Source organism: Ferrovibrio terrae (genome assembly GCF_943371255.1).
Lineage (GTDB): Bacteria > Pseudomonadota > Alphaproteobacteria > Ferrovibrionales > Ferrovibrionaceae > Ferrovibrio > Ferrovibrio terrae_B.
Genome location: NZ_CALRUC010000026.1, coordinates 12,598 through 38,725, shown reverse-complemented (window position 1 = coordinate 38,725; position 26,128 = coordinate 12,598). Strand labels below are relative to the sequence as shown.

The 26,128-nt window shown below is 64.3% G+C and carries 27 protein-coding genes; 12 read left to right on the top strand and 15 right to left on the bottom strand.

Features of this window, described 5'->3' with window-relative positions:
* A partial coding sequence (locus tag AAG799_RS08155) for an NAD(P)-dependent oxidoreductase (protein ID WP_341895322.1) occupies positions 1-765 on the top strand: 765 nt, incomplete at its 5' end.
* Between the two features lie 7 nt (positions 766-772).
* Here AAG799_RS08155 and AAG799_RS08150 read toward each other — a convergent pair.
* The 5 genes from AAG799_RS08150 to speB (AAG799_RS08130) are packed head-to-tail and all read right to left on the bottom strand — an operon-like array spanning position 773 to position 5,827.
* Positions 773-1,600 carry an ABC transporter substrate-binding protein gene (locus tag AAG799_RS08150; protein WP_341895321.1) on the bottom strand — a complete coding sequence of 276 codons (828 nt, stop codon included), beginning with the start codon at positions 1,598-1,600 and terminating at the stop codon, positions 773-775.
* 20 nt (positions 1,601-1,620) lie between these two features.
* Positions 1,621-2,376 (bottom strand): amino acid ABC transporter ATP-binding protein, encoded by a 756-nt coding sequence (locus AAG799_RS08145; protein ID WP_341895323.1) that lies wholly within the window; start codon positions 2,374-2,376, stop codon positions 1,621-1,623.
* Between the two features lie 23 nt (positions 2,377-2,399).
* Complete coding sequence (locus AAG799_RS08140) at positions 2,400-3,284, bottom strand: amino acid ABC transporter permease (RefSeq protein ID WP_341895320.1); 885 nt, start codon at positions 3,282-3,284, stop codon at positions 2,400-2,402.
* Positions 3,285-3,344: 60 nt separating this feature from the next.
* Positions 3,345-4,784: an argininosuccinate lyase gene (gene argH, locus AAG799_RS08135; protein ID WP_341895319.1), complete on the bottom strand. Its 1,440-nt coding sequence runs from the start codon at positions 4,782-4,784 to the stop codon at positions 3,345-3,347.
* A complete protein-coding gene (speB, locus tag AAG799_RS08130; RefSeq protein ID WP_341895318.1) occupies positions 4,781-5,827 on the bottom strand; it encodes an agmatinase in 1,047 nt (348 codons plus the stop codon). The genes argH and speB (AAG799_RS08130) overlap by 4 nt, the downstream gene beginning before the upstream one ends.
* A 133-nt stretch (positions 5,828-5,960) precedes the next feature.
* Here speB (AAG799_RS08130) and AAG799_RS08125 point away from each other — a divergent pair, with 133 nt between their 5' ends.
* Complete coding sequence (locus tag AAG799_RS08125) at positions 5,961-6,884, top strand: LysR substrate-binding domain-containing protein (protein ID WP_341895317.1); 924 nt, start codon at positions 5,961-5,963, stop codon at positions 6,882-6,884.
* On the opposite strand, the gene AAG799_RS08120 is transcribed toward AAG799_RS08125, so the two are convergent.
* Genes AAG799_RS08120 through AAG799_RS08100 form a run of 5 tightly spaced genes read right to left on the bottom strand, consistent with a single transcriptional unit; the run spans position 6,876 to position 11,558 of the window.
* Entirely contained in the window at positions 6,876-7,784 is a 909-nt protein-coding gene (locus tag AAG799_RS08120) for a polysaccharide deacetylase family protein (protein WP_341895316.1), read from the bottom strand. The genes AAG799_RS08125 and AAG799_RS08120 overlap by 9 nt on opposite strands.
* Before the next feature lie 18 nt (positions 7,785-7,802).
* Positions 7,803-8,603: an ABC transporter permease gene (locus tag AAG799_RS08115; protein ID WP_341895315.1), complete on the bottom strand. Its 801-nt coding sequence runs from the start codon at positions 8,601-8,603 to the stop codon at positions 7,803-7,805.
* Positions 8,600-9,442, bottom strand: a complete 843-nt coding sequence (locus AAG799_RS08110; protein ID WP_341895314.1) for an ABC transporter permease — start codon at positions 9,440-9,442, stop codon at positions 8,600-8,602. Before AAG799_RS08110 ends, AAG799_RS08115 begins: the two co-directional genes overlap by 4 nt.
* Positions 9,439-10,521 carry an ABC transporter ATP-binding protein gene (locus tag AAG799_RS08105; RefSeq protein WP_341895313.1) on the bottom strand — a complete coding sequence of 361 codons (1,083 nt, stop codon included), beginning with the start codon at positions 10,519-10,521 and terminating at the stop codon, positions 9,439-9,441. The genes AAG799_RS08110 and AAG799_RS08105 overlap by 4 nt, the downstream gene beginning before the upstream one ends.
* Positions 10,518-11,558 carry an extracellular solute-binding protein gene (locus tag AAG799_RS08100; protein WP_341895312.1) on the bottom strand — a complete coding sequence of 347 codons (1,041 nt, stop codon included), beginning with the start codon at positions 11,556-11,558 and terminating at the stop codon, positions 10,518-10,520. Before AAG799_RS08100 ends, AAG799_RS08105 begins: the two co-directional genes overlap by 4 nt.
* 206 nt (positions 11,559-11,764) lie before the next feature.
* On the opposite strand from AAG799_RS08100, the gene AAG799_RS08095 reads away from it, so the two are divergent.
* The 6 genes from AAG799_RS08095 (at position 11,765) to AAG799_RS08070 (ending at position 17,729) form a co-directional block, all read left to right on the top strand.
* Entirely contained in the window at positions 11,765-12,508 is a 744-nt protein-coding gene (locus AAG799_RS08095) for a GntR family transcriptional regulator (protein WP_341895311.1), read from the top strand.
* 128 nt (positions 12,509-12,636) lie between these two features.
* The gene (locus AAG799_RS08090; RefSeq protein ID WP_341895310.1) at positions 12,637-12,861 is read left to right on the top strand and encodes a hypothetical protein; all 225 of its coding nucleotides are present in this window, start codon (positions 12,637-12,639) and stop codon (positions 12,859-12,861) included.
* Between the two features lie 118 nt (positions 12,862-12,979).
* The gene (locus tag AAG799_RS08085; protein WP_341895309.1) at positions 12,980-13,786 is read left to right on the top strand and encodes an RMD1 family protein; all 807 of its coding nucleotides are present in this window, start codon (positions 12,980-12,982) and stop codon (positions 13,784-13,786) included.
* Between the two features lie 7 nt (positions 13,787-13,793).
* Positions 13,794-14,684 (top strand): agmatinase, encoded by an 891-nt coding sequence (gene speB, locus AAG799_RS08080; RefSeq protein WP_341895308.1) that lies wholly within the window; start codon positions 13,794-13,796, stop codon positions 14,682-14,684.
* 328 nt (positions 14,685-15,012) lie between these two features.
* Complete coding sequence (locus AAG799_RS08075) at positions 15,013-16,242, top strand: type III PLP-dependent enzyme (RefSeq protein WP_341895307.1); 1,230 nt, start codon at positions 15,013-15,015, stop codon at positions 16,240-16,242.
* A 77-nt stretch (positions 16,243-16,319) separates the two neighbouring features.
* Complete coding sequence (locus AAG799_RS08070) at positions 16,320-17,729, top strand: saccharopine dehydrogenase C-terminal domain-containing protein (protein ID WP_341895306.1); 1,410 nt, start codon at positions 16,320-16,322, stop codon at positions 17,727-17,729.
* On the opposite strand, the gene AAG799_RS08065 is transcribed toward AAG799_RS08070, so the two are convergent.
* Positions 17,730-18,476 (bottom strand): DUF1194 domain-containing protein, encoded by a 747-nt coding sequence (locus tag AAG799_RS08065; RefSeq protein WP_341895305.1) that lies wholly within the window; start codon positions 18,474-18,476, stop codon positions 17,730-17,732.
* Between the two features lie 180 nt (positions 18,477-18,656).
* Here AAG799_RS08065 and AAG799_RS08060 point away from each other — a divergent pair, with 180 nt between their 5' ends.
* The 4 genes from AAG799_RS08060 (at position 18,657) to AAG799_RS08045 (ending at position 22,201) form a co-directional block, all read left to right on the top strand.
* Entirely contained in the window at positions 18,657-18,938 is a 282-nt protein-coding gene (locus tag AAG799_RS08060) for a hypothetical protein (protein ID WP_341895304.1), read from the top strand.
* Positions 18,939-19,031: 93 nt separating this feature from the next.
* Positions 19,032-20,006, top strand: a complete 975-nt coding sequence (locus AAG799_RS08055) for a glycosyltransferase family 2 protein (protein WP_341895303.1) — start codon at positions 19,032-19,034, stop codon at positions 20,004-20,006.
* Entirely contained in the window at positions 20,003-21,274 is a 1,272-nt protein-coding gene (locus AAG799_RS08050) for an O-antigen ligase family protein (protein WP_341895302.1), read from the top strand. Before AAG799_RS08055 ends, AAG799_RS08050 begins: the two co-directional genes overlap by 4 nt.
* Positions 21,275-21,280: 6 nt before the next feature.
* On the top strand, positions 21,281-22,201 hold the full coding sequence (locus AAG799_RS08045) for a glycosyltransferase family 9 protein (RefSeq protein ID WP_341895301.1): 921 nt from the start codon (positions 21,281-21,283) through the stop codon (positions 22,199-22,201).
* Here the strand turns inward: AAG799_RS08045 and AAG799_RS08040 are convergent.
* From AAG799_RS08040 to AAG799_RS08025, 4 genes are all read right to left on the bottom strand, one after another.
* Positions 22,188-22,661 (bottom strand): HPP family protein, encoded by a 474-nt coding sequence (locus AAG799_RS08040; RefSeq protein WP_341895300.1) that lies wholly within the window; start codon positions 22,659-22,661, stop codon positions 22,188-22,190. The genes AAG799_RS08045 and AAG799_RS08040 overlap by 14 nt on opposite strands.
* Positions 22,658-23,665 (bottom strand): lysophospholipase, encoded by a 1,008-nt coding sequence (locus AAG799_RS08035; protein ID WP_341895299.1) that lies wholly within the window; start codon positions 23,663-23,665, stop codon positions 22,658-22,660. Before AAG799_RS08035 ends, AAG799_RS08040 begins: the two co-directional genes overlap by 4 nt.
* Positions 23,665-25,107 carry an ATP-binding protein gene (locus AAG799_RS08030; protein WP_341895298.1) on the bottom strand — a complete coding sequence of 481 codons (1,443 nt, stop codon included), beginning with the start codon at positions 25,105-25,107 and terminating at the stop codon, positions 23,665-23,667. The genes AAG799_RS08035 and AAG799_RS08030 overlap by 1 nt, the downstream gene beginning before the upstream one ends.
* Before the next feature lie 189 nt (positions 25,108-25,296).
* Positions 25,297-26,070, bottom strand: a complete 774-nt coding sequence (locus AAG799_RS08025) for an SDR family oxidoreductase (protein WP_341895297.1) — start codon at positions 26,068-26,070, stop codon at positions 25,297-25,299.
* Positions 26,071-26,128 lie beyond the last annotated feature (58 nt).

The following is a 26,128-nucleotide window of genomic DNA, read 5'->3' as shown; positions in this document are numbered from 1 at the left end:
TGCGCCATCGACATCCGCAATATCGACCGCGCCGCGGCCGACCATGCCGGCGTGCTGGTGACCCGGGCCACGGCCGGCTTCATCGATGCAGTGGCGGAGCTGGCGATCGGCTTCATGGTCGACCTGTCGCGCGGCGTCAGCGCCGCGGTACGGGCCTATCAGGCGCAACAGGCCCCCGCTATCCGCATGGGCATCCAGCTGTCATGCTCCAGCGTCGGCATTATCGGCTATGGCGCCATCGGACGCCGCGTCGGTGAACTGGCACATGCGCTTGGCATGACCGTGCTGGCCAGCGATCCGCAAGCAAAGATCGCCGAGCCTTATGTCGAGCAGGTGGCGCTGACGCATCTGCTGCATGCGGCGAAATTCGTGATCTGCCTGGCACCGGCCAATGCACAGACCGAGAAACTGATGGATGCCCGCGCGTTTGCCGCCATGCAGCCGGGTAGCTATTTCATCAATCTCGCGCGTGGTGAACTGGTCGACGAGGTGGCGCTGGTGGCGGCGCTGGACAGCGGGCATCTCGCCGGCGCCGCGCTTGATGTCGGCCGCGCCCCGGACCAGATGCCGTCACCCTTCCTGGCGCAACGCAGCGATGTGATCGCCACGCCGCATATCGGTGGACTGACGCCGGAAGCCGTGTCCCATCAGGCCTTCGATACCGTGCAGCAGGTGGCGGCTCTGGCGGCCGGCCAGGTGCCGCCGGGCGCCGTCAATGCCAATATGGCAAAGCGGCTGACCCGGCTCGGCGTGACGGTGGCCTGAAGACTGCTCACTCGCCCTTGTTGATGCTGGCAGGCTTCAGCACATTGGCCTTGAGGTCGTATTTGGCCAGCAGGGCATCATACTCGCCCTTCTTCTGCAGGCTCTCCAGCGCTGCCAGCACGGCATCGCGCAGCTTCGGCTCGGTCTTCAGCACCGGAATGCCGGCCAGCGTGGTGGTGAAGGCATCGCCCAGGATGACATAGGTGTTGGGCTCCTGGGTCAGCAGGTAGGGTAGTGTCTCGTTGCCCTGCACGCCGGCGTCGATACGCTGGGTCTTGAGCTGGGTGCGGGCATCGATCGAGCCTTCGGTGCCGACCACGGCGATCGCCGGCTTTCCCTTGGCGACGCAGTTGGCCTCGCTCCAGGCCTCGATCTGCTTCGGCCAGTTGGTCGAACGACTGGCGCCGACCTTCTTGCCGCACAGATCGGCAGTGGACTTGATCTCCTTAGCCATCGCCGTGGAGGTATAGAACTGCGCGCCGGTCTTGAGGTAGTCGACGAAATCCTGCAGATCGCGGCGGGTCGGCAGATCGCTCATGCCGGCCATCACCATGTCGACGCGACCGGTCTGCAGCGAGGGCAGCATCTGGGCGAAAGCGATTTCCTGCCATTCGACGGCGACCCCCATTTCCTTGGCCAGCGCTGCGCCCAGCTCGATATCAAACCCCTTCAGCGTGTTGGTGGCCGGGTCCTTGAAGGTGATCGGCGGATAGTTCGGCATGGTGGCGATCACCACCTTGCCGGCGGCCTTGATGCGGTCGGGCAGGTCGGCTGCCGCGGCAGGCAATGCAAGAAGGGCTGCACAGAGGCCGAGAACGAGATGCTTGGTGGTCATGAGAGTCTCCTTTGGGGCTGTCAGTTCAATACGGCGGCAATGAATTCGCGGGTACGGGCCTGTTGCGGGCTGCTCAGAATCTGCTGCGGTGGACCGACCTCGACAATGCCGCCACGATCCATGAAGACGACGCGATGCGCCACTTCGCGGGCAAAGCCCAGTTCATGGGTCACCACGATCATGGTCATGCCGCTGCCGGCCAGGCCACGCATCACGTTCAGCACTTCGCCTACCAGTTCGGGGTCGAGCGCCGAAGTCGGCTCGTCAAACAGCATCAGCTTGGGCTTCATCGCGAGCGCGCGGGCAATCGCCACGCGCTGCTGCTGGCCGCCCGACAGCTGGGCGGGATAGGCATCGCGCTTGTCGGCCAGGCCGACGCGCTCCAGCAGCGTCATCGCCTCGTCCACCGCCTCGGCCCGACGGCGTTTCTGCACGGTGACCGGCCCCTCGATGATATTCTGCAAGGCCGTCATATGCTGGAACAGGTTAAAGCGCTGGAACACCATGCCGGTGGCCAGCCGCTGCCGCGCCACCTCGGCATCCGACAGCGGATAGAGCCTGTCGCCACTGCGACGATAGCCGATCAGTTCGCCGTCGATCCAGACCGCCCCGCCATCAATGCGCTCGAGCTGGTTGAGGCAGCGCAGGAAAGTGCTCTTGCCCGACCCCGAAGGCCCGATGATGCAGAGCACCTCGCCATGGTTGATATCAAGCGAGACATCCTCCAGCGCCGTGAAGCTGCCAAAGGTTTTCTTCAGGTTGCGCGCGACCAGCATCGGTCCGTTCTGCACGGGGGCGCTCATGCCAGGGCTCCGGTGCGTTCCGTCTGCACGGCCTTGCGCTGGCCCTTGCCGAAATAGCGCTCAAGGAAATGCTGGCCGATGCTGAGCACGGTGACCACCGCCAGATACCAGATGGCAGCGACGAACAGCATTTCGATCACGTAGTTGTTGGCATAGTAGATCGTCTGCGCGTTACGCAGGATTTCGGAATACTGGATCACGCTGGCGATCGAAGTCAGCTTGACCATGCTGATCACCTCGTTGCCGACCGGCGGGATGATGACGCGCATCGCCTGCGGCATCACGATGCGGCGCAGGGCCGTCAGCCGGGTCATGCCGATGGAGGATGCCGCCTCGGTCTGGCCGCTATCGACCGAAAGGATGCCCGAGCGTACCACTTCCGCCGTATAGGCACCCTGGTTGATGCCAAGCCCGAGCAGCGTGGCGACAAACGGCGTGATCAGCTCGACGGTGCGGATGCTGAACACATCCGGGATGCCGATGCGCGGAAACACCAGCGCCAGATTGAACCACAGCAGTAGCTGCAGGATCAGCGGCGTGCCGCGGAAAAACCAGATATAGAGAACGGCGACGCCCTTGAGCACCGGGTTGGGCGACATCACCATAACGGCGAACAGCACGCCCAGCGTGATGCCCAGCAGCATGGCGCAGGCAGTCATGATGACGGTGTTGAGCAGGCCGGTGAGGATGGCCGGCGCGGTGAAGAACTGCCCGACGACTTTCCAGGCGATCTGGCCATCGGCAAAGGCCTTCACGATGAACAGCAGAATGACAATGATCGCGGCCGCTGCCAGCCAGCGGCCATAATGCCGTGGTTTCACGATGCTGAGCTTGCCGATATCGTAATCGGGCCCCGCTGCTGGATTGACTGTATCGCGCATGTCTGCGTCCCCCGACTGGCTGCGGTATCCCACAGCGCCGCATGCAAAAAAACTACCTGTTCAGAATCGCGGCCCCGCGTAAGTCTCGCACCACGTTTTCTGTTCCACGCCCAGCTTGCGCAGGCGCCCGAGCTGCTCCTTCACCCGCTCCGGCGCCGTGCCGCCATAGCCCTGCCGTGCTGCCACGGCGGCCTGCGGCGTCAGCGCCGCCTTGATCGAGATATCGAGCCGCGGATCGATCAGGGCAAGATCGGCCGCGCCGACATCCTCCAGCCCGATGCCGCGCTCCTCGCACAGCCGCACCAGCGCGCCGGTGATCTCATGGGCATTGGCAAAGGGCACGCCGCGGCGCGACAGCCAGTCGGCCACTTCGGTGGCGAGCGTGAAGCCCTCGGTCGACTGCTTCAGCAGGGTATCGACATAAACCTTCATGGTCCGCACCAGGCCGGTCATCGCCGGCAACACCAGTGTCAGGCCATCGATGGCATCGAAGGCCGCTGCCTTGTCCTCGATCATGTCGCGGTTATAGGCAAGCGGCAGGCCTTTCAGGGCCACCAGCATGGCGGCCAGATCGCCGATCAGGCGGGCCGAGCGTCCGCGGGTCAGCTCGGCGATATCGGGATTCTTTTTTTGCGGCATGATGGAAGAACCGGTGGCGAAGGCGTCGTCCAGCTCGATCCATTTGAACTGGCGCGATGACCACAGCACGATTTCTTCCGACAGGCGCGACAGATGCACGCCATGCATGGCAATGGCGAAAAGGAATTCCGCCACATGGTCGCGGTTGCCCACCGCATCGATCGAATTCTCGGTCGGCAGGTCGTAGCCAAGTTCTTTCGCCGCCAGCTCCGGGTGCATGGCAATCGCCGAACCAGCCAGCGCGGCGGCTCCCAGCGGCGAGCGTGCGAAGCGCCTGTCCCAGTCCTGCAGCCGGGCGATATCGCGGGCGAAGGCCTGGCCATGGGCCAGCAGCTGATGCGCGAACAGGATCGGCTGCGCCGGCTGCAGATGGGTGAAACCCGGCGCGATGGTGCCAAGATGCGCTTCGGCCTGCATGGCCAGCGCGCCCTGCAGATCAAGGATCAGGGCACTGAGCCTGCGCGCCTGATCGCGCAGATAGAGCCGCAGGTCGTTGGCGGCCTGGTCGTTGCGCGAACGGCCGGCGCGCAGCTTGCCGCCGAGCGGGCCGAGCCGCTCGGTCATCACGCGTTCAACGAAGGTGTGAATATCTTCGTCGGCTTCGGTCGGCGCAATTTTGCCCGCGGCATGATCGGCGAGAATGGCCTGCAGCGAAGCCGTGATGGTGCTGCATTCTTCCGCCGTCAGCAGCTTGGCCCGCTCCAGTTCGCGGGCATGCGCCATCGACGAGGTGATGTCATAGGGGATGAGACGATGGTGATGCGTGGGCGAGCGCGACAGCGCCATCAGCGCCGGATCGGGCGGCGAGCGGAAGCGTGCGCCCCAGAGACGGGCCGGTTCTTCGGTGTGATTGCCGCTCATGCCCCCGCCCCAGTCTGCTTGATCGACACCAGGCAGAGCAGCGTGAACAGCATCTGGGCGGCGGCCTGGGCCGTCACCGTGCTGCTGTCATACTGCGGCGCCACTTCCACCACATCGCCACCGACGATATCGAGGCCGGCGAGGCCACGCAGGATCGCCTGCGCCTCGCGCGGCGTCAGGCCACCCACCTCCGGCGTGCCGGTGCCCGGCGCGAAAGCCGGATCGAGGCCATCGACATCGAAGGTCACATAGAGCGGCCCGTCGCCGATCACGGCACGCGCCTTTTCGATCACGGCGGGAATGCCCATGCCGTCAATCTCCTCGGCATGGATCACGGTCATGCCGCTTTCCATCGAGAATTCCCACAGATATTCGGCGGCGCCACGGATGCCGATCTGGATGCAGCGTTCCGGGTCCAGCACACCATCCAGCACCGCCTGGCGGAACGGGCCGCCATGATGGAACTTGGTGCCTTCGTATTCGCCGCTGGTGTCGCAATGGGCATCGATATGCACCATGCCGAGCGGGCGATCCGCACCCAGCGCGCGCATGATCGGCAGCGTGATGGAATGGTCGCCGCCGACCGAGAGCGGGATCACGCCGGCCGCATGGATGCGCTTGTAATAGGCTTCGATATCGGCATGACAGGAGGCCAGGTCGAAACGGCTGCGCATCGGTACGTCACCGATATCGGCCACCTTGATCTCGCCCAGCGGCGCCCGGCGCAGCACATGTTCATAGGGTCCGATGCGTTCGATGCCGCGCACGGCGCGCGGGCCCAGGCGGGCACCGGCCCGGTTGGTGACGCCCAGATCCATCGGCACGCCGACCAGCACGCAATCCAGCCCGGCGAAATCAGCATCAGACGTGATCGGCCGATAGGTGGAGCCAACGAAGGTGGCGATATCGGCAAACGGCCATTTGCGCCGCTCAGGGTCGAGGAAAATCTGCGTCGCCACGCGGGCGAAGTCGGCGTCGAAAATATCGCCGCCCTTGGCGGTGGCATATTTCTCGCGCAATGCCGCGAGTCTGGCCTGGTCCATGCCGGTCACCCCTTGCTCCGGCCAAACCTTCTGGGGGCGGCTGGCTGGGAGCTTTTCTATCGCGCGGCCCTGTTTACCGTCGCATGACAACTTTGCGCTGGACGATGGCTTGCAGACAAGCGAGTTTATCGGCATGGGACTTCGAGAGAAAAACTATCGGAAACGGCCCCCGGCCTCGCGCCTGCCACCGCTCAATGCCCTGCGCGCCTTCGAGGCTGCCGCCCGGCACCAGTCGATGACCCGGGCGGCCGAGGAACTGAACGTCACCCATGGGGCGATCAGCCAGCATGTGCGGCAGCTGGAGGCGATGACCGAGGCGCCTCTGTTCGAGCGACGTGGCAACCAGCTGAAGCTCACCCCCGCCGGCGCCGCCCTGCTGCAACCGCTGCAGCAGGCTTTCGACCTGCTGATGGACGCGACCCGCAGCATGGCGGCCGGGGAGACCGGCGGCGAAGTGGTGGTCAGCGCACCGCCGGCGCTCGCCACGCTCTGGCTGGTGCGCCAGATCGGGCCGCTACTCGCCCGTCACCCGGGCCTGCAACTGCGGCTGATCCCGGCCACCGATCCACGCCCGGCCCGCGCCGCGCCGGTCGATCTGGCGATCCGCTATGGCGACGGGCGCTGGCCTGCCCAGATCGTCGACCATCTGTGCGATGTGCAGCTGATCCCGGTCTGCAGCCCGGCCCTGCTGGAGGGCAAGCGGAGCAGCGGCTTCGCCCTGCTGGAGAACATGCCGATTCTCTGCGCCGACAATGGCGACGAATGGGACAAATGGGTCGCCAGCAGCGGCCGGGCCAGGCTGGCTCTGGGTCCGCGCCATTATCTGGGCAATGCGCTGACCGCCATCGAGATGAGCGCGGCGGGCTTTGGTATCGCCATCGGCGACAATGTCACCACCTCGCGCTACCTGGCCGAAGGCACGCTGGTCCGTCCGGTGGAACACAGCACACGCGCCGCCAACAGCTTCTATCTGGTCACCCGGCCAGAATCTGAAACCAAGCCCGCAGTCGCGCTGCTGCGGCAGTGGATCCGCGAATGCTTTGCCGCGTTACGCTGAGGTCGCCGCCAGCCAGTACTTGGCGATCTCGGCGCGCGGCGCGATCCAGGCCGCACCCGAATGCGTGATATGCGCCAGGATACGGTCGAGCGCGCCGATACGGCCGGGCCGGCCGATCATGCGCAGATGCAGGCCGATCGAGAGCATGCGCGGCGCCGTGCGGCCTTCCTGCGCCAGCCAGTCATAGGCATCGGTGACATAGGCGGCAAAATCCGTCGCGCCCTGGAAGCGCTGGGTATTCTGGAACTGCATGTCGTTGGTGTCGAAAGCATAGGGCAGCACGACATGGCGATGCGCACCATCGGTTACGACAAAGGGTAAATCGTCGTTATAGGCATCGCTGTCATAGAGGAACCCGCCCTCTTCCATCAGCAAGCGCCGCGTATTGGCGGATGAGGCCGAACGCGTGTGCCAGCCGAGCGGGCGCTTTCCGCCGGTTGCCTTGGTAATGGCTTCCACCGTGCGGGCGATACAGGCGCGCTCCGCCGCCTCCGCCATGCCGGCATGGCTCTGCCAGCGCCAGCCATGCGCCGAGACTTCATGGCCGCGCGCGATGGCATCAGCCGCGAGTTGCGGCGAGCGTTCGACCGCCAGACCGCAGGCACTGACGGTGACTTTCGCCTGATAGTGATCGAACAGATCCATGACACGCCACCAGGCGGCGCGGGTGCCGTATTCAAAATGGCTTTCGATGCAGGGATCGGGGCCGTCGAGGCGATGATGCACCTCGTAGATCGTCTCGTTGTGATCGTCGCCGCCGGAGATGGTGAATTCCGCGCCTTCCTCGAAATTGACCACGAAGGACACTGCAACGGCCGCACCATTCGGCCAGCGCACCATGGGTGGCTTGCCACCATAGCCGGCGAGGTCGCGGTGCGGTTTCGGGGAATCCAGACTCACTTGAACAACTCCATTGCATCAGTCCGAGGTGCCGGCCATGCGGTTGAGGCCGACGAATTTGTCGCCCAGCACCAGCAGCAGGATGGTGGCGGCCAGGATCACGGTGGAGAGCGCCGCCAGCGTGGGATCTGGCGCCTCCTCGATATACTGCAGCATCTTGATCGGCAGCGTCTTGGTGCGCGCATCCGTCAGGAAGATCGAGATCGGGTAATTGTCGAAGGAGGCGAGGAAGGCGAAGAAGGTGGCGGTGAAAAAGGACGGCGCCAGCGCCGGCAGCATCACGCGCACCACCGCGCCCGGGAAGGTGCAGCCCAGCGTGCGCGCCGCCTCCACCAGGGTGAAATCGAAGCGCGCCAGTCCGGCCAGCATGGTGCGTGCCACATAGGGCAGCGTGATCAACAGATGCGCCAGCAGCAACGCCGGCCAGGCGGCGGTCAGCCCCACCATGCGGAAGCCCTGCAGCAAGGCGATGCCGAGCACCAGGCCGGGCAGCATCAGCGGCGAGACCAGCAGCGCACCCAGGGCATTGGCGCCGGGCAGCCGGCCGCGCTGGATGCCGATGGCGGCCAGCGTGCCGAGCACCAGCGACAGCATTGTGGACAGCAGGCCGATCTGCAGCGACAGCCATAGTGCCGGCCAGAAGCCATCGAGGCGGCCGATGCGGTCATACCAGCGCAACGACAGCCCACCGGATGGCAAGTCAAAAACGGGTGTCGGTGAGAAGCTGGTGGCGACGATCACCGCCAATGGCGCCACCAGAAACAGCACGGCCGCAAGAATGCTGATCCAGGCCAGCGCGATGCCGATGCCCCTGCTCATGGCGCGCTCCGGTTCAGCCGTGTACTCAGCAACACGACACTGAGCGCAATGACCAGCAGCGCCATGCCGGCCACCGCGCCGAAGGCAGGATCGCGGGCCAGCAGGAAAGCCTTGGTAATCAGGGTGGGCAATGTCTGATAGCGTTCGCCCATCAGCAGCGTCGGCACCACATAGGCCGAGACGGCCAGCGCGAAGACCAGCGCCGTGCCGGCGATAATGCCGGGCAGACTGAGCGGAAAGATGACACGCAGGAAGGCGGTCAGCGGCGGCGCGCCCAGCGTGGCGGCAGCCTCGCCCAGGCGGCGGTCGATCTGCGCCACCACGGCATAGACTGGCAGGATCATGAAGGGCAGGAAGATATTCACCGCGCCGATGATCAGCGCCGGCTCGGTGAAGATCAGCCGGATCGGTTCATCAATGATGCCGAGCAGCTGCAGCGCGGCATTCACCAGACCGTCACGGCGCAGCAGCACGGTCCAGGCAAAGGCCTTGACGATGACGCCGACCGACAGCGGCAAGAACAGACAGATCAGCAGCAGGCTGCGCAGCCAGCCGCGCGCATAGAGCAGACCGAAGGCTGCCGGGTAGCCGATCAGGAAGGCAAACAGCGTAGTAAGACTGGCGAATTTCAGCGAGTTCCAGATGATGCCGAGGTAATAGCTTTCGCCCAGCAACCGGGCATAGGCCGCCAGCGTGAAGCTGCCATCGGCGCCACGGATGCTGGCCGGCAACAGAAGCAGCAGCGGCAGCACGAACAGCACCAGCAGCAACAGGACCGCCGGTGCCAGGAAGGCCAGCGCGATGCGCTTTTCGCGATTGGCGAGCAACGCGGCGATCATGCAGACGGGTCCGGATAGACATAGCCGGTTTCCACCGGCCAGCGCAGATGGATGGTATTGCCAGCCGGTGGCGCATCGAGGCCGGAAATCTCCACGGCCAGCGGTGTGCCGGACCCGATATCGACATGCAGCATGCTGCGCGACCCATGGAACACCGTGGTGTGCAGCCGGCCACTGATGACATTCTCGCCGGTCGCGGTATCGGACAGCGCGAGATATTCCGGCCGCGTCGCCAGCACCACCGGCGAGCCGACGGCGAAATTGGCCCGCGCCGTCAACCGGCCCGCAACGGTTTCAACGATGATCGTGCCGCGCTGCGGCACCTCGACCACCCGGCCGGTCAGTTTGCTAGAGAGGCCGACGAAATCGAGCGCGAACAAAGTGGCCGGCGCGGCATAGACGGTTTTCGGATCGGCGCATTGCTCGATGCGACCGCCATTCATCACCGCGATGCGATCCGACATGGTGAGCGCCTCGTCCTGGTCATGGGTGACGAAGATCGCCGTGGCCCCGATATCGCGCAGCAGCTGGCGCAGTTCGACCTGCATGCTTTCGCGCAGTTTGCGGTCCAGCGCGCTGAGCGCTTCGTCGAACAGCATGATGGTCGGTTCGACAGCCAATGCACGGGCCAGCGCCACGCGCTGCTGCTGGCCGCCTGACAGCGCCGAGACCGGTCGCTCGGCCAGATGCGCCAGCTTGACCAGGCCGAGATAGCGGTCGACGATGCCGTCGATCTCGGTTTTCGGCTTGCCATGCACGCGCAGGCCGAAGGCGACATTGCCGCGCACACTCAAATGCGGAAACAGCGCATAGTTCTGGAACACCACGCCGACATGGCGCTTGTGCGGCGGCAGCCGGGTGATGTCGCGGCCCGCCACCGTCACCGTGCCGCTGTCGGGTAGCGCCAGGCCGGCAATCGCCCGCAGCAGCGTGGTCTTGCCGCAGCCCGACGGGCCCAGCAGTGTGATGAGTTCGCCAGCCGCCACCGAAAGCGTGATGCCATCCAGTACCGTCGTGGCGCCGAAGCGCTTGCCGACGTCGCGGATATCAAGATGGGCGGCAGCTGGCGCGGCGCTCACAGCAATTCCTTGTTCCAGCGGTCGATCCAGCCGGCGCGCTGCTTGGCGAAATGCGCCCAGTCCGGCACGAACAGCGAAGCGCCATCGGGGAAGCCAGCCGGCTTGGTGGCGGCCGGATTGGTCGGCGCGACAAAAGCCTTGGTGGCAAGTGTCGACTGCACCTCGGGACTGAGGAAGGCTTCGATCACCGCGTCGGCAAGATCGCTGCCCGGCCCGCCCTTCACCTTGGCGAGACCCGACGGCATGGCGAAGCCGCCCTCCTTGGGGATCGACAGATCGACCGGCGAACCATCCGCCTTGCGGATCAGCGTGTAGGCCGAGAACTGGCCGCCGATCAGCGATGCCTCGCCCTGCTCCAGCAGGTTAATCGCCTGCGGCGCATTGGTGTAGACATTGAGCAGGTTGGGCTTGAGGTTCTTCAGCTTTTTGAAGGCGGCCTCGATATCGTACTGGGCATCCTTGAACGGCTTGCCGGTTTCCAGATGCGCCGCCACCAGCAGGGTCCAGTAGCCCTCGGTGTTGCTCAAGCTCGGCACGATCACCCGGCCCTTGTTTTCCGGCGCCCAGAGCGCGGCCCAGGATGCCGGCGGCGTCTTCATCGTCTTGCTGTTGAAGGCAATGCCGGCCCAGGGCTGCTGGTAATTCACCCATAGGCCGTCGCGATGCACGGCGCTCGGCGACAGCTTGCCGATGGTCGGGATCGCTGTTGTGCTCATCTTCACGACCAGATCTTGGTCGGCCGCCGACAGCATCACCGGGTCATCCATGATGACGACCGACATTTTCGGCGCGGCCTTATCGGCCTGCATCTTCTGCAGGTTGGTCAGCGAGTTGGTGCCTTCATAGAGTATCTTGGCGCCGAGTTTCTTTTCGATCAGCGGGAAGATATCGGCGTTGAAATACTTGGCCGCACCGGCCGGACCGCCGACAACGATCTCCTTGGCCTGCGCCCGCACCAGGGCCGGTGCGCCGACCAGGCCCAGCGCCATGCCGCCGACGCCTGCCTTCAGAATGCTTCTGCGTGAAATCCGTGCCATGTCGTCCCCCGCTCGCGATTGTGGCGCCCCGCGCCGCTCAACGCCACCTCGCAAAGTCTGTGCCAAATGTGCACAAACATAATAAGTCATTGACTTATATAAATATGTCTGATTCAGTGAAGTGTGGCTTTAAGCGCCACATCAATAATGTGCACATTTATTCTTTGTTTTGTGCACATTATTTAAGCGCAACATCGTGAGGACGGGTGACGGTAAAACGGCCAAAACCAATCCGCAGCGGCAAGGGACGCGTCGATCTCGACGCGGCGATCTATGCCGAGATTTCGCGCGCGATCCTGCATGGCCAGTTGCAGGCCGGCACCAAGCTGCCCGAACACAAATTGGCCGAACTGTTCGACGTCTCGCGCGAACGCATCCGCAAGGTGCTGCACCGCCTCGCTGCCGAGCGCCGGCTGGAAGTGATTCCCAATCGCGGCACCTTCGTCCCCCGCCCCAGCGGCGACGATGTGCGCGTGATCTACCAGGCGCATCGCGTGTTCGAGGCCGGCATCATCGAACTGCTGGTCCGCACCATGGACGACAGCATCATGGCACGGCTGGATGCGCATCTGGCCGCCGAGCGCGACGCGGCGCGACGCGGCGACCGCGCGGAGTCGGTGCGCCTGTCGGGGGCGTTTCATCTGCTGCTGGTGGATGCACTCGGCAACAGCGAACTGTCGCGCTTCTCGCGCGAACTGCTGAGCCGTTCCTCGGTGATGGTCTCGGTTTACGAACCGGCGCAATCCTCGGTCTGCGCGGTGGACGAACATGGCGCCCTGGTCGATGCGCTGCGGCAGCGCGACCTGACCCAAGCCCTGGCCCTGTCGCGCGAGCATTATGATCATATCGAGCAGCGCCTGAAACTGGATCAGGCTGTACCGCGGCACCAGGATTTCGCCGCCGTCTTTCGTCCGGTCGCAGTAACTGAACGACGGTCGCGCAGCCGATAGCGAGACGATCATTTGCATGTCATTTTTATGACATCTTGGTCATGCGTCACCGTGGCGCGGCCTAGACAATTGCCTTCAATATCCAGACCGGCTTAACTGCCAATCCTCCGGACAAAGAGAGTGTTGGCATGCCTACGACAATCATGACCCTCGGCATCAGCGAACCGGATCTGGCGGCGTATGCCGACGGTCTTTACGGCGCTTACGGCGAGACCGCTCCCAGCTATGCCCGCCGCCGCGCCGGCGATTTCAAGACCTGCGGCGATCACGGCGGCGAAGCTGTCTGGACCCGTCTGGCTGCCATCCTGGAAAGCAAGACCAAGACCAAGACCAGGACCGCATCGCCTCAGTAGGCCACCAAAGCCGCAACATCAGCGTCACATATACCGTATACTCACCGCCGGTCTCGCCGGCCGGTGCAGCAATTGGCTGCGGGACGTCCACCAATCGAGCCTATTCGGCAGTGATCCCGTGCAAAACCCTTCGACTTCCCTTCCCGCTCCGCACCGACTGACCGTCCGCGCCCTGCTGCTGGGCGAAAGGCTGGATGTGAGCGGGCTGGAACGTTCCGATGCCATCTCGACCACGCCTTTTGCCTTCCGGGTTGGCGACTACGGCCTGGTTGCATTGTTCCGCTATGGTGCTGCGGTGCTGGCCGGGTTGTCTCCGGTGGAAGAAGACGACCTGCTGCGCAAGATCAGCCAGCGCGTCAGCGGCGCCTATGCGCCGCTGGAAGATGAAGTGGCTGTCGTCACGATCGACCCGGCCGGCGACGACCTCATCCCGCCAGGCGGTCCCCTGCAACTGAGAGAACTGACGCCAGAACGATTCCTGATCATTGCCGACGTGTTGGGCAAGAGCGTGGCGCTGGCCCATAACGAACGCCAGGTCGGTGCGGTATTCGACGAGATCGACCCGCTTGCCAGTGCAATGGCGGCAAAGGGCACCGTGCCGGGCAACCGCAAACAATTGCTGAAGCTGATCGGCGAATCCCTGCTGGTCGAGCATCGCATGTCGGGCCGCGTGGCGGTGGAAGACAAGCCGGACGTGCTGTGGGACCGGCCGGAACTCGAACGCCTGTTCAGCCGGCTGCAGGACGAATACGAACTGACCGAGCGTGCCACCGCGCTGGCCAACAAGCTGGCGGTGATCCAGACCACGACCCGGGCGGTGACCGACCTGATCGACGCACAGCGCAGCCTGCGCCTGGAAGCGATCATCGTGCTGCTGATCGTCTTTGAAATCGTCTTGACCTTTATCGAATGGGCCCTCAAGTAAAGTCGCCATGACTGGAACTCCCACCTTCGCCCTGCCCGGCGGCTTTCTGGGTGTTACGCGCCGCGAGGCCGACCCGGCGATCGCGATTGCCGGCATCCCGCTCGACATCGGCACGACCAACCGGCCCGGCGCCCGCTTCGGCATGGACGCGATCCGGCGTGCCAGCAAGATGCTGGTCGACGGCGACCACCCGCTGACGCGCCGTGCCGTGACCGTGGGGCTGTCGGATGTCGGCGATTTCGAAATCGCGCTGGGCGATATTCCCGCCAGCCTCGCCCTGATCGAGCGGCAGGCGGCCCCGTTCCGCCACCTGATCGCCCTGGGTGGCGATCATTCCATCGCGCTGCCGCTGCTGCGCGCGCTGGCGAAACGTCACGGTCCGGTCGGGCTGGTGCATTTCGATGCCCATGTCGATACCTGGCCGGACAGTTTCGGACAGCCATATGGCCACGGCTCCTGCTTCTATCACGCAATCCTGGAGGGCCTGGTCGATCCGCGCCGGATGATCCAGATCGGCATCCGCTCGCCGGTGCAGCGCGAGGTCATGGAGTGGACGCTGGGCCAGGGCGTCACCGTGCTGAGCGCGCAGGATGTGCATGAACAGGGCGTCACGGCAGTGACAGCCCGCATCCGCGCGGTGGCCGGCGACGCGCCGGCATATTTGACATTCGACATCGACGCGCTCGATCCGGCCTTCGCGCCCGGCACCGGCACACCGGAAATCGGCGGGCTGGCGACCTGGCAGGCGCAGGCCCTGCTGCGTGGCCTGCGCGGCCTCAGCTTCGTCGGCATGGACATGGTGGAAGTGGCGCCGGCCTATGACCAGGCCGAGATCACCGCTCTCGCCGCCGCCACGCTGGTCTACGAATACCTGGCGCTGCTGCAACCTGAATTATGAAATTTTCGGCCTGAGCCGAATTTCCGCTTGCATCGTGGCGCATTTGTTTTAAATGCATTGGCCAAGACGCAGGTCGCACGTGCCCTCGGCCAATCCCGGTCAAGCAACGACGCACGCGTCCTTTTCGGAGAGCCAGCCATGTGGGCTGGCGCCTTGAAGGAGCTGACGATGTTGTTCAGGCACATTTGGAGCTTGTTCTAGCTCTCTGCCTGCCGGCCTCAGGTGACGACCCGCGCAAGCGGCGAGCCAGACCGGCAGCTTTCCACCAAAATTCGCTTTTAACCGCCGCTTTCGCGCGGCGTGTTTTGCCGTCTTGGAGGATCTGCGGATGACCGCGTCCCGTCTTCGTGTTGCCGTGTCCCCGTTGCGTCGCGATCCGCGACGACGCCAGACTGAAACACTGCCCTCGGTGGATACCGTGGTCGCGAACCTGCGCCCGGAAGAACCGATGCACTGCCTGCGTCCGGCGGCGATCACTGCGGCTGCCCGCTCTTTCGTCGCGGCTTTCGACGGCCGCACCCTCTATGCCGTCAAATGCAACCCGGAGCCGCGCGTTCTCTCCGCCCTGTGGCGCGGCGGCGTGACGGCCTTCGACTGTGCCTCGCCCGCCGAGATCGCGCTGGTGCGACAGGTGCTGCCCGAGGCCAGCATCCACTACATGCATCCGGTCAAGGCGCGCTCGGCCATCCGCATGGCCTGGCATGACCATGGCGTGCGCGACTTTGCCATCGACAGCGAAGCCGAGCTGGAGAAGATCCTCGCCGAGATCGGCACGGACCCCGCTGGGCTGGGACTGATCGTGCGGCTGGCCCTGCCCAAAGGCAGCGCAGCGCTCGACCTGTCCGGCAAATTCGGCATTGCGCCCGAGCAGGCCCCGGCGCTGCTACGCCGCGCCCGCGGCGTGGCCGCAAAACTCGGGATCTCGTTCCATGTCGGATCGCAATGTGCCGATCCGGCCCGCTGGTCAGCCGCCATCCGCATGGCTGGCGGTGTGGCCGTGGCCGCTGGCGTAAAGCTCGACGTGCTTGATGTCGGCGGCGGTTTTCCTGTCGCCTATCCTGACTGTGACCTGCAGCCGCTCGGCGCCTTCATGGCCGAGATCGACGGCGCCGTCTTCTCGCTGGCCGAGCGGCTGGGCAAAGACGCGCCCGCCGAAATCTGGGCCGAACCCGGCCGCGCCCTGGTTGCCCAGGGTGTCTCGGTGGTGGTGCAGGTGCAGGCTCGCAAGGGCGATGCCCTGTATATCAACGACGGCGTCTATGGCAGCCTGGCCGATGCCGGCAGCCTGAACTGGCGTTTCCCGCTGCGGCCACTGCGCCAGAGTGGTGCCGGCCTGCGCCGTTTCACCCTGTTCGGCCCGACCTGCGACAGCCTGGACCGCATGGATGGCGGTTTCTGGCTGCCGGAGGATATCGCCGAGGGCGACTGGGTCGAGGTGGGCCAGCTCGGCGCCTACGGCGCCACCCTGCGCACGGCTTTTAACGGATTCGACCGGGGCCACCTCGTCGAAGTAGCCGACGCACCGTTGCTCGAAACGCCCGGTTACGCTATCGCCTAGCCCCGGATTGTCATTTTCCCCGGTTACAAGGGGGCGCCGGACGCGCCCCCGCGCCTTAAGACTTGAGGAGTGAAGTGATGAAGCATGTGTCGTTTGCCGGCCGCCTCGTGATGGTGGGGTTTGGCAGCATTGGCCAGGGCGTCCTGCCGCTGATCCTGCGCCATATCGACATCCCGGCCGACCGGATCGTCATCGTCACCGCCGAAGAGCGCGGCCATGACGTGGCGAACGAATACGGCATCCGTTTCGAGAAGATCGCCCTCACCCGCGACAACTATCGCAGCGTGCTGCAGCCCATGCTGGGCAAGGGCGATTACCTGCTCAACCTGTCGGTCGATGTTTCCTCCGTCGCCCTGATCGAGCTGGCGCAGGAGCTGGGCGCCATGTATCTCGACACCTGCATCGAGCCCTGGGCAGGCGGCTATACCGATCCGTCCAAAACTCCGTCGCAGCGTTCCAATTATGCCCTGCGCGAATCTGCCCGCACGCTGATTTCAAAGTACAAGGGCGGCCCCACTGCCGTGCTGACTCACGGCGCCAATCCTGGCCTGGTGTCGCATTTCGTCAAGGAAGCGTTGCTGCATATTGCACGCGATACCGGCCTGAGCACTGCTGTGCCGAAAGACCGCGCCGGCTGGAGCACACTGGCCCAGACGCTGGGCGTCAAGGTGATCCATATCGCCGAACGCGACACCCAGGTGTCTGCGCATCAGCCCAAGCAGCGTGATGAATTCGTCAACACCTGGTCGATCGATGGCTTCGTCGGCGAAGGCTGCCAGCCGGCCGAACTCGGCTGGGGCAGCCATGAGAAGCAGATGCCGGCCGATGGTCGCCGCCATGACTTTGGCTGCGATTCCGCGATCTATCTGCTGCGCCCGGGTGCCGGTACGCAGGTGCGCACCTGGACCCCGCTGGAAGGGCCGTTCCACGGCTTTCTGGTGACGCATAACGAAGCCATCTCGATGTCGGACTATTACACGGTGAAACAGGGCGACAAGGTCGCCTATCGTCCCACCGTGCATTACGCCTATCACCCGAGCGACGATGCCGTCCTGTCGGTGCATGAGATCGCCGGCAAGACCTGGCAGATGCAGTCGCGCAAGCGGCTGATGATGGACGAGATCACCAGCGGCATGGACGAACTCGGCGTGCTGCTGATGGGTCACAAGAAGGGTGCCTACTGGTACGGCTCGCGCCTTACCATTGATGAAGCCCGCAAACTGGCACCGCATAACAACGCCACCAGCCTGCAGGTTACCGTCGCGGTGCTGGCCGGTCTGGTCTGGGCGATCGAGAATCCCCATGCGGGCCTCATCGAAGCCGACGAAATCGACCACGCCCGCATCATGGAGATCAGCAAGCCCTATCTGGGCGAGATGGCCGGCGTATACAGCGACTGGACGCCGCTGCAGCGGCGCGAAATGCTGTTCCCGGAAGACATCGACCGGGACGATCCCTGGCAGTTCAGGAATTTCCGCGTCGTCTGATCAGCTGCGGCGAAACGCCTCACCCAGGATGGCCGGGGCGTTCCGATCGGCGATTTCCAGAACCAGCTTGCGCCGCACGGCCGTGGCGAAAGATTCGTAATCGCGCGCCGGCACCATGAAGGCGCCAGGACCGCCGATCACGTTCTTTTCGTAATACTCGTCGATATCCGGCTCCAGGTGCAGGATCGGCAGTCCGTTGATCACGATGCCGGCTGCAACGGCTGCCTTGCGGGCCTCGGCCGGGCCGGGGCCGGTGTTGTTGCGACCATCGCCAGAGACATCGATCACCCGCCGCGTGGTCTGCACCGGTATGTTGCTCAGCAGGCGATGGCCGAATTCGATGGCGCCGGTTGGCGATGTGCCGCCGCCGAAGATGGTGCGATCGGCACGCTCCATCTGGCCGGCGAACTGCCGGATATCTTCGTCGGTGCGCAGCACCGTCCATGGCAGGATCAGCGTCTGCAACGCATAGCCTGACCACTGAAAATAGCAGACGGCGATAGCGCCATGGATGCCGGAGCGGATTGCCCGCATCACTTCCCTGCTGCGGAAGGCCTCGCCATAGCCGCGCTGCTGCAGGGCATAGTGTTCGGCATGGACGCTGCCGGAACAATCAGCTGCCAGGGCCAGGGCCAGATCGACCTGGCGGGGCTGGGTGTTCACCGGGCGGGCGAAGGACAGGGCAGCAAGGGAAGCGCCGGACGCGATCAGCAGGGATCGGCGGTCAAGTCTGCGGCGCGCATCCATCGAGTCGTCGCCCGGCTGCATGACACAACGATAGCAAGAAACCGCCGGCCGCGGGGATTCCAGATATCGCGTTGCGAGAATCCTTCTGGCCGCCGAAACCCAGAGTTTTATAAGTTATTGAAATATATCAAGTAAAAACACCAGCTTTCCTGTGGATAAACCATTTGGTAACCTTATTACATGCCCAGCCTTGCACCACAGCTGTCTGCCGAAATCGCCAAGGTGATCCTCCCACCGGGGATCAAGTCGCGTTCGGAGATCGTCGGCAATGCCAATGGTGTTGCCGGTGTGGAGGTGATGCTGCAGCAGTTGCTGAGAATCCGCGCGGAACTGGGTGGCCCGGAAAAGGCCAAGCAGGAGATGAACGCGACGGTGCGTGAATTTCACGGCGCCCCGATCACCTATGACGGCTATGGCGTTGGCCGCTCGGCACCGGCAATGTCGATCTACATCATCGCCTGACAGCGCGTCTCCTCAGGTCAGACTTGTACCCGGTCGCGAAAGCCAGTATTCGGCGGAAAGCCTGTTGTTTCCGTCCAGCCTGCGGCTTTGCCGATGCCCGCCTTGCCTGAGATCAGTTTCGTCATCCCGGTCTACAATAAGGCCGATGTGCTGCCATATGTGATTCGTGCCCTGGCGGCACAGCAACCGGCGCCGGATGCAGAGTATATTTTCGTGGACGACGCCTCGTCGGATATGTCGGTCGCCGTGCTGGAACGCGAGGCTGCCGCCACGCTGCCGATGGTGACGGTGCTGCGCAACACCAGCAATGCCGGCCCCAGCGTGCGTCTCAACCAGGGTGCCGCCCAGGCGCGTGGCCGCCTGCTTTGTCTGATCGATGCCGATGAACTCATCCTGCCCGATGCCGTGGCGCTGATGCAGCAGGCCCTGCGGCAGCACGATGCCGATCTGGTGCACGGCAAGGTGATCCGTTCGGCGCTGCCGGCGGCGCAGATCGTGCCAACGCCACGCGGTGCCATGCCGGATTGCAAGACCGGCGACCGCCCGCTGCAGATGATTCTGCAGGGGCGTGGCTTCGTGCGCATGACCTGGCTGGTCGAGACCGCACTGTTCCGCGCCTCCGGGGGCTGCGACGAACGCATCTTCATCCAGGATGAATCACTGCCGCTGCGACTGGCCACCAAGGCCCGTCGGCTGGTCGATTTCCGCGGCGGCATGACCATGGCCCCGCAGGCAGCCTCGCATCTGTCTGCCGACAAGCGGCAACAGCATCACGACCGGTTCTTCGCCTATTACAATCTGCTGGCAGACCAGCCCGGGCTGCCGTCGCAGGAGCGCCAGATGATTGCGGCCACTTGCGCCTCGATCGCCTGGAAGGCCGTGCGCCGCAGCGGCCTGCCTCTTGCACAATTCGCAGCGCTTAGCGCATACCTGCAGGGCAAAGCCGGCCTGGCCGTATCGGCCGACTTTCTGAAGCGAGCCGCCACCGCCTTCCGTGCCTTGCCCGACATCCGCCGGACTGCACCGTCGATACAACTCCCGCATTCAGCATCTGCCCCGCCACCATGATCAGAACCGATATCGCATCCCTCGAATTGCCGGCCAAGCAGGATTGGACTGAGGTGCTGCGCCGGGTCAACCAGATCCTGTTCGCCCTGCTGCCGTTGCTGCTGCTGTTCTGGCGCGGTGGTGCCGATGCTGCGGCCAGCATCATCGGCATCAGCTTTCTCGCCGTTGCCGTCGCCCGACGCCAGTGGGGCCTGGCCACACATCCGATGCTCGCCGCATTGCTGGCGATCTGGGTACTGCTGAACGGTCTCGTCTCGCCGCTGGCGCTGGACCCCGCGGCGTCTTTCACGCGCAGCGTGGCCTGGTTGCGGTTTGCCCTGCTGTTTGCGGCAACCATGACCTGGTTGATCCAGTCGCGCCGCGATCTCCGACTGATAGTCGCCGTCTGGGGCGTTACGATTGGTTTCTGCATTGTTGATGGCTTGGTGCAACTGGTGCGTGGCACATCGTTGACCGGCCATCCGATGTACAATGTGTTCCGCCTGACCGGACCACTCGACCGCCCCAATATCGGCATGTTCGTCGCGCGTATAGGCTTCCCGCTCCTCACAGCCATACCGCTGTTCTTGCCATCATGGCAGAACCGCACAACTGTTGCTGTCGCTTTGCTAGCGGCGGTAAGCTTCGTCTTTATCCTGCTCACCGGCGAACGCTCGGCTGCGCTGTTGGTGATCATGGCCATGCTGACCGTCGCCTTGGGCAGCATCCTGATATTCCCTCGATACCGCCTGCTCAGTTTTTCAGCCCTGCTGACGATTGCCGGCGCGAGTATTGCGGTTGCTGTCAGCAGCGAACGCATCATGGAGCGCGTTATACGAATCATCGAAATCGTCGAGCAATTCTCCAAATCGCATTACGCGGAGCTGTTCACCATCGGCCTTGATGTGTGGCGCAGTTATCCGGTGTTCGGCGCCGGCATGAAGAATTTCGAAAGCGCCTGCTGGGCGATTGCCGGCCAATATGTCTCTGACGGCTGTCCGACGCATCCGCACAATGTCTATATCGAATGGCTGGCCGAAACCGGTATCGCCGGCCTGCTTTTCTACCTGGTCTTCCTTGGCCTGCTGCTGCTGGCAGCCTGGCCCCTGCTGCGTGGAACCATGATGGCCCGCATCACCGGCCTGCTGGTGGCCGGTGCATTGCTGGTGCTGCTGTTCCCGCTGATTGCCAGCCAGAGCATGTTCAGCAACTGGCCGGCACTGGTATTCTGGAGCGGCCTGTCGATGACCATGGCCGTGGTGCGGCTGACCCTGAAAGAGACCGCCTGAGCCGTCATGGCAATCCTGATCATCAAGCATTCGGCCCTCGGCGACATGATCCTCGCCCTGCCGCTGCTGCGGGCGATCCGCCAACATCATGCCGGCGAGCGTATCGTCGTGCTGACCACGGCGCCCTATGTGGAGTTGCTGCAGCAATCCGGCCTTGCCGACGAGGTCTGGGCTGATCCACGACCGAAAGCCTGGCAGCTGCTGACGCTATGGGCGCTGCTGCGGCGCATCCGCCAGGGCGGCTTCAGCCGCATCTACGATCTCCAGGGCAGCCAGCGCACCAAGGGCTATTATCGCATGCTGGGTTCGCCCGCCGATCTTTGGGTCGGCAATGCTCCCGGCTGCCGGTATCACATTCCCGATCCGACCGCGCCGATGCATATCACCGAGCTACGACGGCGCCAGCTTGCCCTGGTCGGTATTCCCGATCCGGGGCTGCCGGATCTGGGCTTCCTGCAGGCCGATATCGCGCGCTTCGCGCTGCCGCCGCGTTTCGCCTTGCTGGTGCCGGGCGGCGCACCGCACCGGCCGGCGAAACGCTGGCCAGCCACGCATTTCGCCGCATTGGGACAACATCTGCTGGATCAGGGCATTACACCCGTGCTGATCGGCCGCGCAGCTGAACAGGTCGAGATCAGCGCCATCCAGGCCGTATGCCCGGATGCCATCAGTCTCTGCGACCAGACCACGATTGCCGATCTCGCCACGCTGGGCCGCGCCGCCGCAGGATGCGTCGGCAACGATACCGGGCCGATGCATGTCATCGCAGCGTCCGGTTGCCCCTCGCTGGTGCTCTATTCGGCGGAATCCGATCCGCGCAAGGTGTCGCCGCGCGGCGACTGGGTGCGCCTGTTGCAAAGACCAAGCCTGCAGGATCTCGGCGTCGCGGATGCTATCACAACGCTGCCGCCGTTCAGATCCACCTGAGCGGCCAGCGCGGCCCCGGCCGCAGCCGGCTCCAGACCAGCACCGCCACCAGCATGATCAGCAGGGCCGGCAGCAACGGATAGGCCAGGAACAGCCAGCTGCTTTGCAGGTTGAGCACGATCAGCGGATTGGCACCGGCCGGCGGGTGCATGATGTTAAGCAGCTTCATCACAATGGCAATCAGAGCCACACCCGCCCCCATGGTCCAGACATTGCTGCCAAACACCTGTAGCAGCGCAATGCCGATGGCGGCCCCGAGCAGGTGCGCGGCGAGCACGGCGAGCGGTCGAGAACCTTCATGGGTCGGGAAGCAGAACAGCAGGATCGCGGTGCTGCCCAGCGAGGTCAGGGCCAGGCCATGTTCGGCATCGATCAGCCAGAGCACCAGGCCAAGGCAGGGCACAATGCCGCAGGCGGTCCAGAGCAGTTCTAATAGTCCAGCCCGGTTCAGTCCCGTCATTCCCGATCCTTCTTCTCTGCCTCACTGAACAGCGGCAGTCCGGTCCGTTCCGCACCCGAGGACAGAACGGCCTGCCGGTTATCGATCCAGGCGGCAATATCGCGCCACACGGTTTCTGCCTGCAGATCACGCAGCAACATGTGCCAGCCCTGATCGTAGACCGCAACACGCATATCAACGCCCGGCGTCGCCTTCAGGGTCTCGACAAAGCGCTCGACCGGTGGCTTGGGAATCACCTGGTCCTTGATGCCATAGAGCAGCAGCAGCGGCGTGCTGGCGGGCCGTGCGAGGGCCGCCTCATCCATCAGATTGACCAGGCCATGGATGGCATCGGCTCGCGTCGCCTTGATGAACAGCGGATCGCGCGACAGCCGACGCAGCATCTCTATATTGTCCGAAGCCTGAATTTTCAGCCCGCTGCCGGTGAAGGTCTTCCATGGAATGGTGTAGCTGGCGAGCCACAACGTGGCGCGATAGAGCAGCGGCATGCTGCTGCGGCCCCAGACCGCCGGGGCCACCAGCACGACACCCGCCGGTCGTACCGTCATGTTCTGCACCAGGCCATGCAGCACCACGGCTCCACCCATGCTTTCGCCCAGCCAGTAGACCGGCACGCCGGGATGACGCTGGCGCAACACGCCATGTAGCTCGGCAAGATCATCGGCCAGGCGATCCTCGCCGGGCCACAGGCCGGTATAGGGCGCGCGGCCGAACCCGCGCTGGTCCGGTGCGTAAGTGATGATGCCGCGCTGGGCCCACCATTGTGCCGCCTCGGTGAAGGCGGTGCTGTAGTCATTGAAACCATGCAGCGCCAGAATGACGGCTTTCGGCTGTATCGGTTCCTCCGGCCAGCGCCGCAGTGGCAATTCACGGCCATCTCCCGCCTGCCAGGCGGTTTCATTCGCCAGCATTGCCGGCGATGTCGGCATCTCGCCCGGCGGCTGCAGGCGCGGTGCGCAGGCCACCGCCAGCCAGCCGGCCAGCAGAAGCAGAACAATCCGCATCACGCCACGCCCGCCAACTGGCGCACCCGCGTGGCCGGAAAGATCAGCGTTGCCGTGGTGCCGGCACTCTTGCGGCTGGACAGGTGAATCTGGCCATCATGCAGCTCGATCAGCCGGCGGGTGATCGGCAGGCCGAGGCCACTGCCACCGGCCTCGCGGGCGCGCAGGGAATCCCCCTGCGAGAAGGGCTCGAAAACGCGCTTGAGCTGGTGGTCGGACATGCCCACACCGGTATCGCGCACCCGGATCGCCAGTCCGCCATCGGTGAGCAGGGCTGCGGCGATCTCGATATTGCCGCCTTCGGGGGTGAACTTGATCGCGTTGCTGATCAGGTTGAGCAGCATCTGGCGCAGCAGCCTTTCATCGGCATGCAACCGCGGCAGGACGGCCGGCAGGGCGCGCTGCAGGGTGACGCCCTTGCCGTCGGCGGTGACACCGACCAGTTCCAGTGCATGATCAACCGCCTGCAGCACATCGAGTTCGCGCTCGACCAGATCCAGCTTGCCGGCCTCGATGCGCGACATATCCAGCACATCGTTGATCAGGGACAGCAGATGCTGTCCGCTCTTGCCGATGCCATCGATGTATTCGGCATAGCGCGGATTGCCGATCGGCCCGAACAGGCCCTGCCGCATGATATCGGCAAAACCGAGCACGGCATTCAGCGGTGTCCGCAGCTCATGGCTCATGGCCGCAAGGAAATTCGATTTGGTGCGGCTGGCCTCTTCCGCCTCGCGGCGTGCCTGCTCCAGATCGGCGGTCAGCGCCTGCATCTCGGCATGCGCAGCTTCGGTGGCACGCAACTGCCGCATCAGGGCGTAGGCAAAACCCAGTACCAGCAGCCAGGTGGCGACGCCGGCGGCGATCAGCACGGTGTAGAGATTGGACAGCCGCTCGCGCGACAGATCGAGGCGACGCAGGCCTATGGAATTGATGCCATCGGCCAGGGCATTGAAATCGGCATCCAGGGCCTGCGATTGCGCCGCCACAGCATGCGCGGCTCCCTGATTACCTGAAGCAAATGCCTCCAGCTGCCCATCCCAACTGCGGATGGCAGGCTCAATTCGCTGTAACAGCGCCTGGAATTCTGCATCGTCAGCATAAATCGTGGCCCCCGGTCCACGCCGCATCTGTTGCAGCCGGCTGAGCAATTGATCGTAATGCTGTCGCACCTCGTTGCTGTCGCGGCCCGACGTACCGGCCAAGGCTTCCAGCAAGGCGATGCGGAAACCCTGATGGGCATTGCGGAACTGCACGCTGTCCCAGATCACTGTCTGGTAGGAAATGCGGTTATATTCGCGCTGCTGGGCATAGAAATACGTCGCCAGCACGATCGACAGTGCGACCACCGTGCCAACCAGCACCAGCACGAAACGTCGCGCGGCACCGGCCAGCGCTTCGGGCTGTGGTTCGATCCTGAGCGGACTGAAACGGCGCGGCATCAGGACAAATCCCGTTGCCTCAGTCGCAGGTGATCCTGCGGCTTACCGATCCGATCCATCGCGGTTGAGCCCCCGTCCGTGTCAGCGGCGACATTCTGTGCACGCATCATCCACTCGGAGTGGCATTCCCGCCGGTAAAAATCAATGGGCTTTTCGACCGCGACTCCGACTGTTACAGGCTTTCAGGCCCTAGAGGGTGCGAGTCTGGCCGCCATCGACATCGATCACGGCGCCATTCAGATAGGCGGCCTGCGGCGAGGCGAGGAAAGCTACGGCCCGGGCAATTTCTGCGGGTTCGCCGAACCGCCCGATGCCCATGCTGCGCGGCAGCTTGATGGCCGCCTCGGCCTCGCTGAGGCCCTGCTCCTTGGCAAAACTGCGGATGCGCGTCTGCAGACGCTCGGTAGCGATCGCGCCGGGGTTGATCGCATTGACCCGGACGCCATCGGCAATGCCGCGGTCGGCCAGCACCTTGGTCAGATTCATGCCCGCCGCATTGACCGAACCGCCAATGGCGAATTCGGCCTGCCCGGTGCGGCCACCGATGCCGATGATGCTGATGATGCTGCCCTGTCGCGCCTTCAGATGCGGCCAGGCGGCGCGGCTGAGCCGCATGGCGCCAAAGAATTTCAGCGCGAAGCCATCGGCCCAGTCATCATCGGTCAGCGTCATGAAATCGCCGCGCTTGGTGGCACCCGCGTTGTTCACCACCAGATCCACGCCGCCGAATTTTTCCACGGTGGCAGCCACCACCTGCGCCGGCACTTCCGGATCGCGCAGATCCACTGCCTGCACCAGGCTCTGGGTCTTCAGGCCGCCGGCCACGCCGTTCAGCAGATCGGCCGAGCGTGCCGCCAGCACCAGCTTCATGCCTTCCGCTGCGAGAACCTCGGCAATCGCCTGCCCGATGCCCTTGCTGGCACCGGTGACAATCGCGACCTTGCCGTCGAGTTTCAGATCCATGCAATCCTCCTGATGGCGCCGGACACGACGCCTGCGCTAAGCTTTCCGTCAATCAATA